The sequence below is a fragment of the Enterobacter cloacae complex sp. Mu1197 genome, from assembly GCF_040059225.1.
Taxonomy (GTDB): domain Bacteria; phylum Pseudomonadota; class Gammaproteobacteria; order Enterobacterales; family Enterobacteriaceae; genus Enterobacter; species Enterobacter quasiroggenkampii.
On sequence record NZ_CP157375.1, the window covers coordinates 302,494 to 319,282 of the forward strand.

The following is a 16,789-nucleotide window of genomic DNA, read 5'->3' on the forward strand; positions in this document are numbered from 1 at the left end:
CGGCATTGCTCAGGAACCCAATCTCAATGTCATCATCCCGTCCGGTGTTCCGTTCCCGCTGGCTGCCGTACCTGTTGGTCGCGCCTCAGCTGGTCATCACCGTTATCTTCTTTATCTGGCCTGCGGGCGAAGCGCTGTGGTACTCGGTGCAAAGCGTCGATCCGTTTGGGCTCTCCAGCCAGTTTGTCGGGCTGGACAACTTTACCGCGCTGTTCCATGACAGCTACTACCTGGACGCCTTCTGGACGACGATGAAGTTCAGCGCGCTGGTCACCGTCAGCGGCCTTGTTGCCTCGCTGTTTTTTGCCGCGCTGGTGGACTACGTGGTGCGCGGAAGTCGTATTTATCAGACCCTGATGCTGCTGCCGTACGCCGTGGCACCCGCCGTCGCTGCCGTACTGTGGATTTTCCTGTTTAACCCCGGTCGCGGGCTGATCACCCATTTCCTGGCAGAGTTCGGCTACGACTGGAACCACGCCCAGAACAGCGGTCAGGCGATGTTCCTGGTGGTGTTCGCCTCGGTGTGGAAGCAGATCAGTTACAACTTCCTGTTCTTCTTTGCCGCGCTGCAGTCCATTCCCCGTTCGCTGGTGGAAGCCGCCGCGATTGACGGCGCAGGGCCGATTCGTCGCTTCTTCAGGCTGTCGCTGCCGCTGATCGCCCCAGTGAGCTTCTTCCTGCTGGTGGTTAACCTCGTGTACGCCTTCTTCGACACCTTCCCGGTGATCGATGCGGCCACCGCAGGCGGCCCGGTGCAGGCGACCACGACGCTTATCTACAAGATCTACCGCGAAGGCTTCGCCGGGCTGGATCTCTCCGCCTCCGCCGCGCAGTCGGTGGTGTTGATGTTCCTCGTCATCATCCTCACGGTGGTGCAGTTCCGCTATGTCGAAAGTAAGGTGCGCTACCAATGATTGAGAACCGTCGCGGGCTGACGATTTTCAGCCACACCATGCTGATTCTGGGGATTATCGTCATCCTCTTCCCGCTGTACGTGGCCTTTGTCGCCGCCACGCTGGACACCAAAGCGGTGTTCGACACGCCGATGACGCTGATCCCAGGCACACATCTGTTCGAGAACATGAAGACCATCTGGACCCAGGGCGTGGGCGCCAACAGCGCGCCGTTCTGGCTGATGATGCTCAACAGCTTCATCATGGCGTTCGGCATTACGGTCGGCAAAATTACGGTGTCGATGCTCTCGGCCTTCGCCATCGTCTGGTTCCGCTTTCCGCTGCGCAACCTGTTTTTCTGGATGATTTTTATCACCCTGATGTTGCCGGTGGAGGTGCGTATCTTCCCGACGGTGGAAGTGATCGCCAACCTGAAGATGCTCGACAGCTACGCGGGCTTGACCCTGCCGCTGATGGCCTCGGCGACCGCCACCTTCCTGTTCCGCCAGTTCTTTATGACCCTGCCGGACGAGCTGATTGAAGCGGCGCGCATTGATGGCGCCTCGCCGATGCGTTTCTTCCGCGACATCGTGCTGCCGCTGTCGAAAACCAACCTTGCGGCGCTGTTTGTGATCACCTTTATCTACGGCTGGAACCAGTATCTGTGGCCGCTGCTGATTATTCAGGACGTCAATCTCGGCACCGCCGTGGCGGGCATCAAAGGCATGATTGCCACCGGCGAAGGCACCACCCTCTGGAACCAGGTGATGGCGGCGATGCTGCTTACCCTTATCCCACCCGTAGTCATTGTTTTAGCCATGCAGCGCGCGTTTGTCCGCGGCCTGGTCGATAGCGAGAAATAAGATGGCAGGTTTAAAACTTCAGGCAGTAACCAAAAGCTGGGACGGCAAAACCCAGGTGATTCAGCCGCTCACGCTCGACGTGGTGGACGGGGAGTTTATCGTGATGGTCGGCCCATCCGGCTGTGGCAAATCCACCCTGCTGCGCATGGTGGCGGGGCTGGAGCGCGTGACCTCCGGGGATATCTGGATTGACCGCCAGCGCGTCACCGAGATGGAGCCGAAAGACAGAGGCATCGCGATGGTCTTCCAGAACTACGCTCTCTATCCGCACATGAGCGTGGAAGAGAACATGGCCTGGGGGCTGAAAATCCGCGGCATGGGCAAAGGCCATATCGAGGAGCGCGTGAAAGAAGCCGCCCGCATTCTGGAGCTGGACGGCCTGCTGAAGCGCCGCCCGCGAGAGCTCTCCGGCGGCCAGCGCCAGCGCGTAGCGATGGGGCGCGCCATCGTGCGCGACCCGGCGGTATTCCTGTTCGACGAGCCGCTCTCTAACCTCGACGCCAAGCTGCGCGTGCAGATGCGTCTTGAGCTGCAGCAATTGCACCGTCGTCTGAAAACCACATCGCTGTACGTTACCCACGATCAGGTCGAAGCCATGACGCTCGCCCAGCGCGTGATGGTGATGAACAAAGGCATCGCTGAGCAGATTGGCACCCCGGTGGAGGTGTACGAGAAACCGGCCACCCGCTTTGTGGCGAGCTTTATCGGCAGCCCGGCGATGAACCTGCTGGAAGGGCGTATCAGCAGCGCGGGCTCGCACTTTGAGCTGGAAAGCGGGATGGCATTGCCGATCAACTGGTACTATCGTGGCTACGCCGGGCGTAAGATGACGCTCGGTATCCGCCCGGAACATATCGGTTTAACCACTCAGGCGGAAGGCGGCGTGCCGCTGGTGATGGACACGCTGGAGATGTTGGGTGCAGATAACCTGGCGCACGGGCGCTGGGGCGAACAAAAAATGGTGGTGCGTCTGGCACATCAGGAGCGCCCTAAAGCAGGCAGCACGCTGTGGCTGCACCTGCCGGAAAATCATCTGCACCTGTTTGACGGTGAAACAGGACAACGAGTATGAGCAACTGGCCTTATCCCCATGTCGTCGCCCACCGGGGCGGCGGTAAGCTGGCGCCGGAAAACACGCTGGCGGCGATTGACGTTGGCGCGCGCTACGGCCACACGATGATCGAGTTCGACGCCAAGCTGTCGAAAGACGGCGAGATTTTCCTGCTGCATGACGATAACCTCGAACGCACCAGCAACGGCTGGGGCGTCGCGGGCGAGCTGCCGTGGCGCGATCTGCTGAAAGTCGACGCCGGAAGCTGGTACAGCGGCGAATTCAAAGGCGAACCGCTGCCGCTGTTGGCGGAAGTGGCCGATCGCTGTCGCCAGCATGGCATGATGGCCAATATCGAAATTAAACCGACCACCGGCACCGGGCCGCTGACGGGCAAAGTCATTGCCCTTGCCGCGCGTGAGCTGTGGGAGGGGATGACCGCACCGCTGCTGTCATCATTTGAAATCGATGCGCTGGAGGCCGCACAGGCCGCAGCGCCGGAACTGCCGCGCGGACTGCTGCTGGACGAGTGGCGCGAGGACTGGCGCGAGCTGACGACGCGCTTAGCGTGTGTCTCTATTCATCTTAATCACAAGCTGCTGGATGAGGCGCGGGTGAAGATGCTGAAAGACGCGGGCCTGCGTATTCTGGTTTACACCGTCAATAAACCCCAGCGTGCGGCCGAACTGCTGCGCTGGGGCGTGGACAGCATCTGTACCGATGCGATTGACCTGATCGGCCCGGACATTAGTTCTGCGGATTAAGCATACTGCCATTCGACTGCGGCGGCAGCATATGCTGCTGTCCGCTGCCTGACGAGGTCATCCCACCTAACATTCCGCCGTTTTTGTTCGGCAACGGCTGCTCGCGCACCTGCCCCTGCTGCACGCGCTGGGTGTTGGCGTTCATCTGATTTTGCAGGCTTTGCTGCTGCATCTGGGTCTGCGTTCTCAGTTGCTGATTCAGCATCCCTTTTTGCTGCTGTTGCTGGCTCATCATCTCGGTCTGCATACGCTGCTGGCTCGGGATGACATACCCCTGCTGGTTCGGGTTATTCATGGTGTTGAGTGGCTGTGCGAGCGCGGCAAAGGGGATCAGCGCCGTAAGAATCAATAAGCGTTTCATTGTCATTTCCTCCTTTTGAGGTCTCTCTTAAGTTTACCCTGATTTCACCATGACGATGATTTTTTAGGAGTTGTGAACCAGGCTTAAGCGGGGAATATGGATCCCTTCACCTGGAGAACAATAATGATGAAACCAACGTTTTTGCGCTGGGTCGCCCTCGCCGCGCTGATGGCAGGCGGTACATTTAGCGTGGCGGCCAACCCGCCCGCGGCGCCTCCGGTCTCTTACGGCGTGGAGGAAGATGTTTTTCATCCCGTGCGGGCAACCCACGGCATGGTGGCATCCGTGGATGCGCTGGCGACCCGCGTGGGCGTCGATATTCTCAGGCAGGGCGGTAACGCGGTGGATGCGGCGGTCGCCGTCGGCTATGCGCTGGCGGTGACGCACCCGCAGGCGGGGAACCTGGGCGGCGGTGGCTTTATGATGCTGCGCACCAAAGACGGGAAAACCACCGCCATCGACTTCCGTGAAATGGCACCTTCTCAGGCGTCACGGGACATGTTCCTTGATGACCAGGGGAACCCGGACAGTAAAAAATCCCTGACCTCGCATCTCGCGTCCGGCACGCCGGGTACCGTTGCGGGCTTCTCGCTGGCGCTGGAAAAATACGGCACGATGCCGCTGAATAAGGTGGTACAGCCTGCTATCAAGCTGGCGCGGGAGGGCTTTGTGGTGAATGACGCGCTGGCAGGCGACCTCAAAACCTACGGCAGCGAAGTGATTCCGAATCACGAAAACAGCAAGGCCATCTTCTGGAAAGACGGTGAACCGCTGAAGAAGGGCGATAAGCTGGTGCAGAAGAACCTCGCTAAAAGCCTGGAGTTGATTGCGGAGCACGGTCCTGACGCCTTCTACAAAGGGGCGATTGCTGACCAGATTGCACAAGAGATGCAGAAGAACGGCGGGCTCATCACCAAAGCGGATCTGGCGGACTACAAGGCGGTAGAGCGCGAGCCGATTAGCGGCACCTACCGCGGCTATGAGGTCTTCTCCATGCCGCCGCCGTCTTCCGGAGGCATTCACATCGTGCAGATCCTCAACATTCTTGAAAACTTCGATATGCACAAGTTCGGCTTCGGCAGCGCGGATGCCATGCAGGTGATGGCGGAAGCGGAAAAACGCGCCTACGCCGACCGCTCGGAATATCTCGGCGATCCGGACTTCGTGAAGGTGCCGTGGCAGGCGCTGACCAACAAGGCGTATGCCAAATCTATTGCCGATCAGATCGACATCAACAAGGCCAAGCCGTCGAGCGAGATCCGCCCCGGCAAGCTGGCGCCGTATGAAAGCAACCAGACCACCCACTTCTCGGTGGTGGATAAAGACGGTAACGCGGTGGCGGTGACCTATACGCTCAACACGACCTTCGGCACCGGGATTGTGGCGGGTAACAGCGGCATTCTGCTGAATAACGAGATGGATGACTTCTCTGCCAAGCCGGGCGTGCCGAACGTCTACGGGCTGGTCGGCGGCGATGCGAACGCGGTAGGGCCGAAGAAACGCCCGCTGTCGTCCATGTCGCCCACCATCGTGGTGAAAGAGGGCAAAACCTGGCTGGTAACCGGTAGCCCGGGCGGCAGCCGGATTATCACCACCGTATTGCAGATGGTGGTGAACAGCATCGACTTTGGGATGAACGTCGCCGAAGCCACCAACGCCCCGCGTTTCCACCACCAGTGGTTGCCGGACGAGCTGCGCGTCGAAAAGGGCTTTAGCCCGGACACCATTAAACTGCTTGAGCAGCGTGGGCAGAAGGTGGCGGTGAAAGAGGCGATGGGCAGCACCCAGAGCATTATGGTGGGGCCGGACGGGGCGCTGTTTGGCGCATCAGATCCGCGTTCGGTGGATGATTTGACGGCGGGGTATTGATGTATTGCCCGGTGGCGCTGCGCTTACCGGGCCTACAACTGCACGAACGTAGGCCGGGTAAGGCGAAGCCGCCACCCGGCAAATCACTACTTCTTCATTCTCGCCATAAAATACGCGTCCACATATTCGCCGTTGCGCAGGGCATAGCGCTTGCCGGTGCCTTCAATTTCGAACCCGTATTTTTTGTACACCGCAATCGCCGGCTCGTTATCGACAAACACCGTCAGCTCAATGCGGTCAACGCGCAGCCAGTTATCGCACATATCAATCATGGTGCGCATCAGCGCGCTGGCAACGCCCCGGTTTTGCCACTGCGCGCCGACACAAATCCCAAAATCAGCCACATGGCTTCGGCGTGGGCGTTGCGCGACGGCGATGCACAGATGCCCGGCGACATGACCGTCTATACAGGCGACCAGTTGCTTAATGCCGGGCTGGTCGGTGAGTCGTTCTTGCCACATTTGCTCAGATGGATGAGGAACCTGTAGTGTGTTGTAGTACACCTCCGGTTGGGCGTGGATCTGACGAATGGCGTCATAATCTTTCGGTTCCGCATGGCGTATCACTATCTCACTCATTCCTTGTTCCTCAGTCAGTTAAAAGTCCCTTCCAACATCAATGACTTTAAAATTTGAGTCAACCGCTATTTTTTGCAAAAAGTATTGGACAAGTGCGAATGAGAATGATTATTATTGCTCTGCATTCAGGAAGACCCCTACGGGAACCTGAAAGCACGACATTGCTCACATTGCTTCCAGTATTACTTTAGCCAGCTTTTAGCTGGCTTTTTTTTTGTTATGGTTAGACTCAGTAACCTTCCAAAAGGACTGAGCTATGACACTACATTGCGCATTTATTGGATTTGGTAAAAGTACGACCCGCTATCACCTGCCGTATGTTCTTAACCGCAAAGACAGCTGGCATGTGGCCCATATCTACCGCCGCCGCGCGAAGCCGGAAGAGCAATCTCCGCAGTATTCCCACATCCACTTCACCAGCGATCTCGATGAGGTGCTTAACGACCCGCAGGTGAAGCTGGTGGTTGTCTGCACCCACGCCGACAGCCATTTTGACTATGCCAAACGCGCGCTCAATGCGGGTAAAAACGTGCTGGTAGAAAAGCCGTTCACCCCGACTATTGCCGAAGCGAAAGAGCTGTTTGCGCTGGCGAAAAGCAAAGGCCTGACCGTCACGCCGTATCAGAACCGTCGCTTTGACAGCTGCTTCCTGACGGCGAAAAAAGCGATTGAAAGCGGTAAGCTCGGCAACATCGTGGAAATCGAAAGTCACTTCGATTACTACCGTCCGGTGGCGGAAACGCAACCCGGACTGCCGCAGGATGGTTCGTTCTATGGTCTGGGCGTGCACACCATGGACCAGATCATCTCCCTGTTTGGCCGCCCGGACCACGTGGCGTATGACATTCGCAGCCTGCGCAATAAAGCCAACCCGGACGATACCTTCGAAGCCCAGCTGTTCTACGGCGACCTGAAGGCCATCGTCAAAACCAGCCATCTGGTGAAAATCGACTACCCGAAATTTATCGTTCACGGCACTAAAGGTTCGTTTATCAAATACGGTATCGACCAGCAGGAGACCAGCCTGAAGGCCAATATCATGCCGGGTGAGCCAGGCTTTGCCGCGGACGATTCCGTGGGCGTGCTGGAGTATGTGAACGACGAGGGCGTGACGGTCAAAGAAACGCTGAAGCCGGAAACCGGCGACTATGGCCGCGTCTATGATGCGCTGTTTGAGACCCTCACAAACGGCACGGCGAATTACGTCAAGGAATCTGACGTTCTGACCAACCTCGAAATCCTTGAACGGGCCTTCGAACAGGCTTCTCCTGCCACGATAACCCTCGCAAAATAAGCAAAAACGGCTCCTCTGCACTTGTTCACAATTTTTGAACAGAGGAGTCAATTTTCACCCTCTATGATCCCAGGCCGTTTGCGTCCACACTTACTCCATCGAAACGAACTGAGGGTGAAAACAATGATCTACTTACGCAAAGCAAACGAACGTGGTCACGCGAATCATGGCTGGCTGGACTCATGGCATTCATTCTCGTTTGCCGACTACTACGACCCGAACTTCATGGGCTTCTCCGCACTGCGCGTGATTAACGACGACGTGATTGATGCAGGCCAGGGCTTTGGTACCCACCCGCACAAAGACATGGAAATCCTGACCTATGTGCTGGAAGGGGCGGTTGAGCACCAGGACAGCATGGGCAACAAAGAGCAGGTTCCGGCGGGCGAGTTCCAGATTATGAGCGCGGGTACCGGGGTGCGTCACTCTGAGTACAACCCAAGCAAAACGGAAAAACTGCACCTGTATCAAATCTGGATCATTCCAGAAGAGACCGGCATCACGCCGCGCTACGAGCAGCGCCGCTTCGACGCGAAACAGGGTAAACAGCTGGTGCTCTCCCCGGATGCGCGTGAAGGCTCCCTGAAAGTGCATCAGGATATGGAGCTGTACCGCTGGGCGCTGGCGAAAGATGAACAGTCCGTGCATCAGATTGCCGCTAACCGCCGCGTCTGGATCCAGGTGGTGAAAGGCGACGTGTCCATCAACGGGACCAAAGCGACAACCGCCGATGGTCTGGCCATCTGGGACGAGCAGGCGATCTCCGTGCATGCCGACAGCGAAAGCGAAATTCTGCTGTTTGACCTGCCGCCGGTGTAATAAAACATAAATAAATCCCCATCCTTCCCTTTGACAGGGGAAGGATGGGCTTTGTCCGTGGTAAACTGAGCAAATCTCTCACTTCAAGATTTCTCAGGACGATGAAAAAGAAACGCCCCGTACTTCAGGATGTCGCCGATCGCGTCGGTGTGACCAAAATGACGGTCAGCCGTTTTTTACGTAACCCGGAACAGGTTTCCGTGGCGTTACGTGGCAAGATTGCCGCTGCCCTTGATGAACTGGGTTATATCCCTAACCGCGCGCCCGATATTCTCTCCAATGCGACCAGCCGCGCGGTGGGCGTTCTGCTTCCTTCTTTGACCAACCAGGTTTTCGCCGAAGTATTACGTGGAATCGAAAGCGTTACCGATGCGTTTGGCTACCAGACCATGCTCGCCCACTACGGGTACAAGCCGGAACTCGAAGAGGAACGTCTTGAATCGATGCTTTCCTGGAACATTGACGGCCTGATTTTAACCGAACGAACCCACACTGCCCGCACGCTCAAAATGATTGAAGTGGCCGGTATCCCAGTCGTGGAGCTGATGGACAGTCAGTCGCCATGCCTCGACATCGCCGTGGGGTTTGATAACTTCGAAGCGGCGCGTCAGATGACGGCGGCCATCATCGCCCGTGGGCATCGTCATATCGCCTATCTGGGTGCGCGTCTTGATGAACGTACTATCATCAAACAGAAGGGATACGAGCAGGCGATGCTCGACGCGAACTTAACCCCGTACAGCGTGATGGTGGAGCAGTCCTCTTCATATACGTCGGGTATTGAGCTGATGCGTCAGGCACGACGCGAGTATCCGCAACTGGACGGTATTTTCTGTACCAACGATGACCTTGCGGTCGGCGCAGCATTTGAGTGTCAGCGTCTGGGGCTGAAGATCCCTGATGATATGGCGATCGCCGGTTTCCACGGCCACGATATTGGCCAGGTGATGGAGCCGCGTCTGGCGAGCGTCCTGACGCCGCGTGAACGTATGGGCCGTATTGGCGCAGAACGCCTGCTGGCGCGCATTCGTGGCGAGACGGTGACCCCGAAAATGTTAGATTTAGGTTTCACCTTGTCACCGGGTGGATCTATTTGAACTGACAAATTTGAAGTAGCTCACACTTATTCACTTCGCGCACGTTTGGATATTGCTTCTCTTTTGCCCCAGCAGGACAATGTTACCGATAACTGTTACCCGTAACAATTGACTGAGGGACACCCTTTGAGCACGACTAATCACGATCACCACGTCTACGTCCTGATGGGCGTTTCCGGTAGCGGGAAATCAGCCGTGGCCAGCGAAGTGGCGCATCAACTCCAGGCTGCGTTTCTTGATGGCGACTTCCTCCATCCGCGCAGCAACATCATGAAAATGGCCTCCGGCGAGCCGCTGAACGATGACGACCGCAAACCGTGGTTGCAGGCGCTGAATGACGCCGCGTTCGCGATGCAGCGCACCAACAAAGTCTCCCTGATCGTCTGCTCCGCGCTGAAAAAAACCTATCGCGACCTGCTGCGCGACGGCAACCCAAACCTCTCTTTCATCTACCTGAAAGGGGATTTCGAGGTGATTGAAAGCCGCCTGAAGGCGCGTAAAGGTCACTTCTTCAAAACCCAGATGCTGGTAACGCAGTTCGAAGCGCTGCAGGAGCCGGGTGAAGACGAGAAAGACGTCTTAGTGGTTGATATCGATCAGTCACTGGAGGGTGTTGTTGCCAGCACCATCGAGGTCATTAATAAAAGGCAGTAAGTTTTGAGTACATTAACGCTAGTTTTGACAGCAGTGGGTTCGGTATTGCTGCTGCTGTTTTTAGTGATGAAGGCGCGTATGCACGCCTTTGTTGCTTTGATGGTGGTTTCTATTGGTGCAGGTCTCTTTTCCGGTATGCCGCTCGACAAGATCGCCGCGACGATGGAAAAAGGGATGGGCGGTACGCTGGGCTTCCTGGCGATTGTGGTCGCGCTGGGCGCGATGTTTGGCAAGATTTTGCACGAGACGGGTGCGGTCGACCAGATTGCCGTCAAGATGCTGAAATCCTTCGGCCACAGCCGTGCGCATTACGCGATTGGTCTGGCCGGTCTGATTTGCGCGCTGCCGCTGTTCTTCGAAGTGGCCGTTGTGCTGCTGATAAGCGTCGCATTCTCTATGGCGCGCCATACCGGTACTAACCTCGTGAAGCTGGTCATTCCGCTGTTTGCGGGCGTGGCGGCGGCTGCGGCGTTTCTGCTGCCGGGACCCGCCCCGATGCTGCTGGCATCCCAGATGCACGCCGACTTTGGCTGGATGATTCTGATTGGCCTGTGCGCGGCAATCCCGGGGATGATTATCGCCGGCCCGCTGTGGGGCAACTTCATCAGCCGTTACGTTGAGCTGCACATTCCGGATGACATCACCGAGCCGCACCTGGGGGAGGGCAAAATGCCATCCTTCGGCTTCAGCCTGTCGCTGATCCTGCTGCCGCTGGTGCTGGTGGGTCTGAAAACCATCGCCGCGCGCTTTGTGCCGGTGGGGTCCACTGCCTACGAGTGGTTTGAGTTCATCGGTCACCCGTTCACGGCAATTCTGGTGGCGTGCCTGGTGGCGATTTACGGCCTGGCGATGCGTCAGGGGATGCCAAAAGACCGGGTGATGGAGATCTGCGGTGCGGCGCTGCAGCCTGCGGGGATTATCCTGCTGGTGATCGGTGCAGGCGGCGTGTTCAAGCAGGTGCTGGTGGATTCCGGCGTGGGCCCGGCTCTGGGCGAAGCGCTGACCGGGATGGGCTTGCCGATTGCGGTCACCTGCTTTGTGCTGGCTGCGGCGGTACGTATCATCCAGGGTTCTGCTACCGTGGCGTGTTTAACCGCCGTGGGTCTGGTGATGCCGGTGATTGAACAGCTGAACTACTCCGGTGCCCAGATGGCCGCGCTTTCTATTTGTATCGCGGGTGGTTCGATTGTGGTCTCTCACGTTAACGACGCCGGCTTCTGGCTGTTCGGTAAGTTTACCGGCGCCACCGAAGCGCAAACCCTGAAAACCTGGACGCTGATGGAAACCATTCTCGGCACGACGGGTGCAATTGTCGGGATGATTGCCTTTACGCTGCTCAGCTAAATGCGGTGATTTAACAAGGCTAAAAATAAGGCCCGGTAGCGTCAGCGCTTACCGGGCCTTTTTATTATCCATGGCGTCAGGCCGGGCCATAACCCGGCATTGTGTTATTCGCCCTGCGTGGCGCTCTCAATCGTCAAGCGCACGTCCGAGGTAATCAGCTCTGCCAGCATCTGGTATACCTTCAGCGTCTCTTCCGGCTCGGCATCACCCGTATCGCTGATGAAGCCTTCATCACGAAGCGTCAACACCAGGGAACTGAAGACCGCTTTGTCGAAGAATTCAGGGGCGTTAATGCCGTGCAGAACGGACAGGCGCTGGGCCAGCGTCCGGCTCTCTTTCTCCAGCGTACCGCGGTTGATAGACGGATTCGCGCTCAGCAGCCAGAATGTAATGGCGTAGCGCTGCAGCGTTTCGCGCGCACCGGCCGCCAGCAGCTGCAGGGTGCGGGAGCGTGACGGATTGATGTGCAGCTCGTCGTTGTTCAGGGTAATCAGCCCCTGGCGACGCATCTCTTCCGTCATCTTATCCAGTTCTGTCGCCAGCTCATCCTTACTCCAGCGCAGGAACAGCTCCGCTTTCAGCATCGGATAGATGGTCTCAAGATGGCGCAATAGCTCCTGACGGGAGATATGACGATGCTGGGTAATAATGGCGGCCATGAGCGACGGCAGCATCAGCATATGCGTGATGTTGTTGCGGTAGTAGGTCATCAGCACAGCCTGCTCGCGCGGCAGAATGATGATGTCGCCGATCGTGTCCTTCTCCACTTCAAACTTGTTCATCTGCAACGCGTGATCGATAAGTTCACTGGCGGTTGCAGAAGGCACGGTCGAGTCAACCGAATACGGCACGTTACGCATCATATCCAGATAGCAATCCAGCTGCTCCGTGAGCTGTTCACGGGTCAGCGAGCGCTGACGTGAAGCCAGAAGTGCCGTACAGCACAGGTTCATGGCGTTAGCCGCACCGGCGTTGTTAATGCGCACCATCAGCTCGGATGCGATGCCGTTAACCGTTGGCGTCAGCCAGGCCGGACGCACCGCTTCGATAGGATCGATGGACTCGCGCCACTCCGGAACGTGATGGTTCAGGTACGTCATCAGCGGCATCGGCTCACCAAAGTTCACGTAGCCCTGACCGAGATTGCGCAGCTTGCTCAAGCCGCGCAGCATCTGCGGCAGGCTCTCTTTCTCTTTGGTCGCACCACGCAGCTCTTTCGCGTACGTGCCCACTTCCATCACGTGCTCGTAGCCGATGTAGATAGGCACCAGCGTGATCGGACGAGTACCTCCGCGCAGCATCGCCTGGATGGTCATCGACAGCGTGCCGGTCTTCGGATCGAGCAGACGTCCGGTACGGGAACGACCGCCCTCCACGAAGTACTCCACGGAATAGCCGCGGCTGAACAGCTCGCCCAGATACTCGCGGAACACGGTGGAGTAGAGCTTGTTGCCCTTGAAGGTACGACGAATAAAGAACGCGCCCAGGCGGCGGAAAATCGGACCTGCTGGCCAGAAGTTCAGGTTGATACCGGCTGCGATGTGCGGTGGTACCAGCCCCTGATGATAGAGCACGTAGGAAAGGAGCAGGTAGTCCATGTGGCTGCGGTGGCAGGGGACATAGACAATCTCATGGCCATCATGCGCCAGCTGACGCACGCGCTCGGCGTTATGGACGTTAATGCCCTGATAGAGGCGGTTCCACGTAAAGCCGAGAATACGGTCAGAAAGGCGAATCATCTCGTAAGAGAAGTTCGCTGCAATCTCTTCCATCAGCGCAATGGCGTTCTGCTGGGCTTTCTCATGCGAAATTTTCTTGCTGCGCGCTTCATCTTCAACGGCGCGGGCAATCGCTTTGGAGGCCAACAGCTTGTTGAACAGATCCTGACGAGCCGGGAGGCGTGGTCCTACGGCAGCCAGGCGCTGACGGGCGAAGTGCATACGCGCCACGCGCGCCAGTTTTTGCGCGATGATCTTGTCGGTGCCGTGCTCGTCCGCCATGCGACGCAGCGAAACGGAAGGGGAGAAACGCACAAAGCTGTCGCGTCCCAGCCAGGAGACCGCGAAGAACTTCTGGATGCCGTTAAGCATGCGCAGCGGCGGATTCTCTTCGCCTTTTTCACGGCCCGGACGACGACCAAACATCACCGATACCGGCACCATCTGCACATCCAGATCGGGATTGCTGCGGTGCAGGTCGAGATAGTCATGGAACAGCTTGATGGACTCTTCTTTTGGCGTGTAATAGGTAAACACGCGCGGTCCACCGTGAATGAACACGTAGCGCGGCAGCAGCGTACCGTCAACTTCCAGCGGTTCAAGCGGGTCAGGTAAGTCATGCGCCAGACACTGGGCGCGAAGCGTCAGTAAGTCAGCCTTCGAGTTATAAGGCAAAACGTACATAATGGGGCGTGACGTATCGAGCCCCAATTCCAGCGCGGGTTCTGCTGGGATAGACTTGCTTTTTACCAGGATGCTTAATGGTAAATTAAGTAATTTGTAGTAAATTCGTGGCCAGCCGGACATAAACGATGTAAAGCCTCTGGTTAATAATGCAATTGCGGCGCAAGGATAACAGAAAGCGCGCAAAATTTCTGTTGTTACCCGTCATACTTCAGGCTGTAGCGAAACGCGCTACGGCTCCTGTTACTGACGCTCTTTTTTAAAAAAGGTTCTTTTAATGGCCAATAATACCACTGGGTTAACACGTATCATCAAAGCCGCCGGCTATTCATGGAAAGGTTTCCGTGCCGCATGGGTCAACGAAGCCGCCTTTCGCCAGGAGGGCGTCGCCGCTATCATCGCGGTGATCGTCGCCTGTTTCCTTGATGTTGATGCGATTACCCGCGTACTGCTTATCGGTTCCGTTCTTCTGGTGATGATAGTGGAAATTCTTAATAGCGCTATTGAGGCCGTTGTGGATCGCATTGGTGCCGATTTCCATGAGCTTTCTGGCCGTGCAAAAGACATGGGTTCTGCTGCCGTGTTGCTGGCGATTATCACTGCCGTTATCACCTGGGTCACGCTGCTTTGGTCACATTTCCGATGAGCCTCGAGGAATAATTAAGTCCCTGGTTTTTTGTGCAGTTTTTGGTTCCAAAATCGCCTTTGACTGTATATACTCACAGCATAACTGTATATACACCCAGGGGGCGGAATGAAAGCGTTAACGACCAGGCAGCAAGAGGTGTTTGATCTCATCCGGGATCATATCGGCCAGACGGGTATGCCACCCACGCGTGCGGAAATCGCGCAGCGTCTGGGTTTCCGTTCTCCAAATGCTGCCGAAGAACACCTGAAAGCGCTGGCGCGTAAGGGCGTGATTGAGATTGTCTCGGGCGCGTCACGGGGTATCCGCCTGCTGGTGGAAGAAGAGACGGGCATTCCGCTGATAGGGCGTGTTGCTGCCGGTGAGCCTTTACTGGCTCAGCAGCATATTGAAGGCCATTACCAGGTCGATCCTGGCATGTTCAAACCGAGCGCTGACTTCCTGCTGCGCGTCAGCGGCATGTCGATGAAAGACATCGGTATTCTTGATGGCGATCTGCTTGCGGTGCATAAAACACAGGATGTGCGAAACGGCCAGGTGGTGGTGGCGCGCATTGATGACGAAGTGACCGTTAAACGTCTGAAAAAACAGGGTAACAGCGTACAGTTGCTGCCTGAAAACAGCGAGTTTTCACCCATTGTGGTCGATCTCCGCGAACAGAGCTTCTCTATTGAAGGTCTGGCGGTAGGCGTGATTCGCAACGGTGAATGGCTGTAACCTCTTCCTGACAGGCTATGGCACCGCTATAGCCTGATTCATTCCCCACTCCCGGTATCTTTCATGTCACTGCTGACGGCATCCGATAAGGCATTGTGGCGTCTTGCTCTGCCGATGATTTTCTCCAATATTACCGTGCCCTTGCTGGGGCTGGTCGATACTGCCGTTATAGGCCATCTTGATTCACCGGTTTATCTTGGCGGCGTGGCGATTGGCGCGACGGCAACCAGCTTCCTGTTTATGCTGCTGCTCTTTTTGCGCATGAGCACCACCGGTCTTACCGCACAGGCTTATGGCGCGAAAGATCCGCTGCGTCTGGCGCGCGCGCTGGTGCAGCCGCTGATCCTCGCGCTTGGCGCGGGTGCGTTCATCGTTTTATTGCGGGCACCCCTGATCGATCTTGCGCTTCATATTGTTGGCGGCAGCGAGGCGGTATTAGAGCAGGCGCGACGTTTCCTTGAAATCCGCTGGCTCAGCGCACCCGCGTCGCTGGCTAACCTGGTTCTGCTGGGGTGGCTACTGGGCGTGCAGTACGCCCGTGCGCCCGTGATTTTGCTGGTGGTGGGTAACCTGCTCAATATCGTTTTGGATGTCTGGCTGGTCATGGGTCTGCATATGAACGTGCAGGGCGCGGCGCTGGCAACGGCGATTGCCGAATACGGGACCTTTATCATTGGCTTGTGGATGGTCCGGCGTGTACTGGCCATGCGCGGGATCTCTCTGGCGCTGCTCAAAACCGCATGGCGCGGCAATATCCGTAAGCTGCTGGCCCTCAACCGTGACATCATGCTGCGCTCGCTTCTTCTCCAGCTTTGCTTCGGGGCACTGACGGTTTTCGGAGCTCGACTGGGGCCAGACATCGTCGCGGTCAACGCAGTATTGATGACGTTGCTGACGTTTACCGCCTATGCGCTGGACGGTTTTGCCTACGCGGTTGAAGCGCATTCCGGGCAGGCGTACGGGGCGCGCGAAAGCGGTCAGCTTCGGGAGGTCTGGCGGGCTGCCTGCCGTCAGTCGGGACTGGTGGCGCTGGCCTTTGGTCTGGTTTACGCCTGCTTCGGTGAGCAGATCGTTGCATTGCTTACCTCTCTCCCTGCGCTGCGTGAGCTGGCGAGCCACTATCTCATCTGGCAAGTCGTCTTACCGGTGGTTGGCGTCTGGTGTTATCTGCTGGACGGCATGTTTATTGGTGCGACGCGCGGGGCCGAAATGCGTAACAGCATGGCCGTCGCGGCGGCAGGGTTTGGTCTGACGCTGCTGACGCTCCCCTGGCTGGGTAATCATGGTTTGTGGCTGGCCCTGGCCGTCTTCCTCTCACTACGCGGGTTATCGCTGGCGTTTATCTGGCATCGACACTGGCAAAACAATACCTGGCTTCCCCCGCGCCACGATATATCGTGACGGTTAAAGATTCCGAATATGAAATTAACCACGGAA

The 16,789-nt window shown here is 57.1% G+C and carries 16 protein-coding genes; 13 read left to right on the plus strand and 3 right to left on the minus strand.

What is annotated here, in order from left to right; genetic code table 11:
• The first annotated feature begins 26 nt into the window (after positions 1-26).
• From ugpA to ugpQ, 4 genes are read left to right on the plus strand one after another with little or no spacing between them, the layout of a single operon-like run.
• Positions 27-914 carry a sn-glycerol-3-phosphate ABC transporter permease UgpA gene (gene ugpA / locus ABFV38_RS01365; RefSeq protein ID WP_032650577.1) on the plus strand — a complete coding sequence of 296 codons (888 nt, stop codon included), beginning with the start codon at positions 27-29 and terminating at the stop codon, positions 912-914.
• Entirely contained in the window at positions 911-1,756 is an 846-nt protein-coding gene (gene ugpE, locus ABFV38_RS01370; RefSeq protein ID WP_013099125.1) for a sn-glycerol-3-phosphate ABC transporter permease UgpE, read from the plus strand. The genes ugpA and ugpE overlap by 4 nt, the downstream gene beginning before the upstream one ends.
• A gap of 1 nt (position 1,757) precedes the next feature.
• Positions 1,758-2,828 (plus strand): sn-glycerol-3-phosphate import ATP-binding protein UgpC, encoded by a 1,071-nt coding sequence (locus ABFV38_RS01375; RefSeq protein ID WP_348958242.1) that lies wholly within the window; start codon positions 1,758-1,760, stop codon positions 2,826-2,828.
• Positions 2,825-3,571, plus strand: coding sequence for a glycerophosphodiester phosphodiesterase (gene ugpQ / locus ABFV38_RS01380; protein ID WP_348958244.1), 747 nt, complete (start codon positions 2,825-2,827; stop codon positions 3,569-3,571). Before ABFV38_RS01375 ends, ugpQ begins: the two co-directional genes overlap by 4 nt.
• Here the strand turns inward: ugpQ and ABFV38_RS01385 are convergent.
• On the minus strand, positions 3,555-3,932 hold the full coding sequence (locus tag ABFV38_RS01385; protein WP_045328887.1) for a DUF2756 family protein: 378 nt from the start codon (positions 3,930-3,932) through the stop codon (positions 3,555-3,557). The two genes, ugpQ and ABFV38_RS01385, sit on opposite strands and share 17 nt — an antisense overlap.
• 123 nt (positions 3,933-4,055) lie before the next feature.
• Here ABFV38_RS01385 and ggt point away from each other — a divergent pair, with 123 nt between their 5' ends.
• On the plus strand, positions 4,056-5,801 hold the full coding sequence (ggt, locus tag ABFV38_RS01390) for a gamma-glutamyltransferase (RefSeq protein WP_348958246.1): 1,746 nt from the start codon (positions 4,056-4,058) through the stop codon (positions 5,799-5,801).
• 86 nt (positions 5,802-5,887) lie between these two features.
• On the opposite strand, the gene yhhY is transcribed toward ggt, so the two are convergent.
• A complete protein-coding gene (gene yhhY, locus ABFV38_RS01395; protein WP_348958248.1) occupies positions 5,888-6,379 on the minus strand; it encodes an N-acetyltransferase in 492 nt (163 codons plus the stop codon).
• Between the two features lie 256 nt (positions 6,380-6,635).
• Here yhhY and ABFV38_RS01400 point away from each other — a divergent pair, with 256 nt between their 5' ends.
• From ABFV38_RS01400 to gntU, 5 genes are all read left to right on the plus strand, one after another.
• Positions 6,636-7,673, plus strand: coding sequence for an oxidoreductase (locus ABFV38_RS01400; protein WP_063622868.1), 1,038 nt, complete (start codon positions 6,636-6,638; stop codon positions 7,671-7,673).
• A gap of 123 nt (positions 7,674-7,796) precedes the next feature.
• On the plus strand, positions 7,797-8,492 hold the full coding sequence (locus ABFV38_RS01405; RefSeq protein WP_021242746.1) for a pirin family protein: 696 nt from the start codon (positions 7,797-7,799) through the stop codon (positions 8,490-8,492).
• Positions 8,493-8,593: 101 nt separating this feature from the next.
• Positions 8,594-9,589, plus strand: a complete 996-nt coding sequence (gntR, locus tag ABFV38_RS01410) for a gluconate operon transcriptional repressor GntR (RefSeq protein WP_021242747.1) — start codon at positions 8,594-8,596, stop codon at positions 9,587-9,589.
• 126 nt (positions 9,590-9,715) lie between these two features.
• Complete coding sequence (gene gntK / locus ABFV38_RS01415; RefSeq protein ID WP_008503362.1) at positions 9,716-10,243, plus strand: gluconokinase; 528 nt, start codon at positions 9,716-9,718, stop codon at positions 10,241-10,243.
• A 3-nt stretch (positions 10,244-10,246) separates the two neighbouring features.
• Positions 10,247-11,587, plus strand: coding sequence for a gluconate transporter (gene gntU, locus ABFV38_RS01420; protein ID WP_014833577.1), 1,341 nt, complete (start codon positions 10,247-10,249; stop codon positions 11,585-11,587).
• Between the two features lie 104 nt (positions 11,588-11,691).
• On the opposite strand, the gene plsB is transcribed toward gntU, so the two are convergent.
• Positions 11,692-14,112 (minus strand): glycerol-3-phosphate 1-O-acyltransferase PlsB, encoded by a 2,421-nt coding sequence (plsB, locus tag ABFV38_RS01425; RefSeq protein WP_021242749.1) that lies wholly within the window; start codon positions 14,110-14,112, stop codon positions 11,692-11,694.
• 154 nt (positions 14,113-14,266) lie between these two features.
• On the opposite strand from plsB, the gene ABFV38_RS01430 reads away from it, so the two are divergent.
• The 3 genes from ABFV38_RS01430 (at position 14,267) to dinF (ending at position 16,753) form a co-directional block, all read left to right on the plus strand.
• Complete coding sequence (locus ABFV38_RS01430) at positions 14,267-14,635, plus strand: diacylglycerol kinase (protein ID WP_063622866.1); 369 nt, start codon at positions 14,267-14,269, stop codon at positions 14,633-14,635.
• Positions 14,636-14,743: 108 nt separating this feature from the next.
• Complete coding sequence (gene lexA / locus ABFV38_RS01435; RefSeq protein ID WP_048030217.1) at positions 14,744-15,352, plus strand: transcriptional repressor LexA; 609 nt, start codon at positions 14,744-14,746, stop codon at positions 15,350-15,352.
• 63 nt (positions 15,353-15,415) lie between these two features.
• A complete protein-coding gene (dinF, locus tag ABFV38_RS01440) occupies positions 15,416-16,753 on the plus strand; it encodes an MATE family efflux transporter DinF (RefSeq protein ID WP_348958250.1) in 1,338 nt (445 codons plus the stop codon).
• The last annotated feature ends 36 nt before the right edge of the window (positions 16,754-16,789 follow it).

Excerpts from the sequence above, each read along its gene's own strand:
- plsB (WP_021242749.1), bottom strand. The coding sequence starts at position 14,112 with ATGTCCGGCTGGCCACGAATTTACTACAAATTACTTAATTTACCATTA.
- ugpQ (WP_348958244.1), top strand. The coding sequence starts at position 2,825 with ATGAGCAACTGGCCTTATCCCCATGTCGTCGCCCACCGGGGCGGCGGT.
- ABFV38_RS01405 (WP_021242746.1), top strand. The coding sequence starts at position 7,797 with ATGATCTACTTACGCAAAGCAAACGAACGTGGTCACGCGAATCATGGC.
- dinF (WP_348958250.1), top strand. The coding sequence starts at position 15,416 with ATGTCACTGCTGACGGCATCCGATAAGGCATTGTGGCGTCTTGCTCTG.
- ABFV38_RS01430 (WP_063622866.1), top strand. The coding sequence starts at position 14,267 with ATGGCCAATAATACCACTGGGTTAACACGTATCATCAAAGCCGCCGGC.
- lexA (WP_048030217.1), top strand. The coding sequence starts at position 14,744 with ATGAAAGCGTTAACGACCAGGCAGCAAGAGGTGTTTGATCTCATCCGG.
- ugpE (WP_013099125.1), top strand. The coding sequence starts at position 911 with ATGATTGAGAACCGTCGCGGGCTGACGATTTTCAGCCACACCATGCTG.
- gntR (WP_021242747.1), top strand. The coding sequence starts at position 8,594 with ATGAAAAAGAAACGCCCCGTACTTCAGGATGTCGCCGATCGCGTCGGT.
- yhhY (WP_348958248.1), bottom strand. The coding sequence starts at position 6,379 with ATGAGTGAGATAGTGATACGCCATGCGGAACCGAAAGATTATGACGCC.
- ABFV38_RS01400 (WP_063622868.1), top strand. The coding sequence starts at position 6,636 with ATGACACTACATTGCGCATTTATTGGATTTGGTAAAAGTACGACCCGC.
- ABFV38_RS01375 (WP_348958242.1), top strand. The coding sequence starts at position 1,758 with ATGGCAGGTTTAAAACTTCAGGCAGTAACCAAAAGCTGGGACGGCAAA.
- ugpA (WP_032650577.1), top strand. The coding sequence starts at position 27 with ATGTCATCATCCCGTCCGGTGTTCCGTTCCCGCTGGCTGCCGTACCTG.
- ABFV38_RS01385 (WP_045328887.1), bottom strand. The coding sequence starts at position 3,932 with ATGAAACGCTTATTGATTCTTACGGCGCTGATCCCCTTTGCCGCGCTC.
- ggt (WP_348958246.1), top strand. The coding sequence starts at position 4,056 with ATGATGAAACCAACGTTTTTGCGCTGGGTCGCCCTCGCCGCGCTGATG.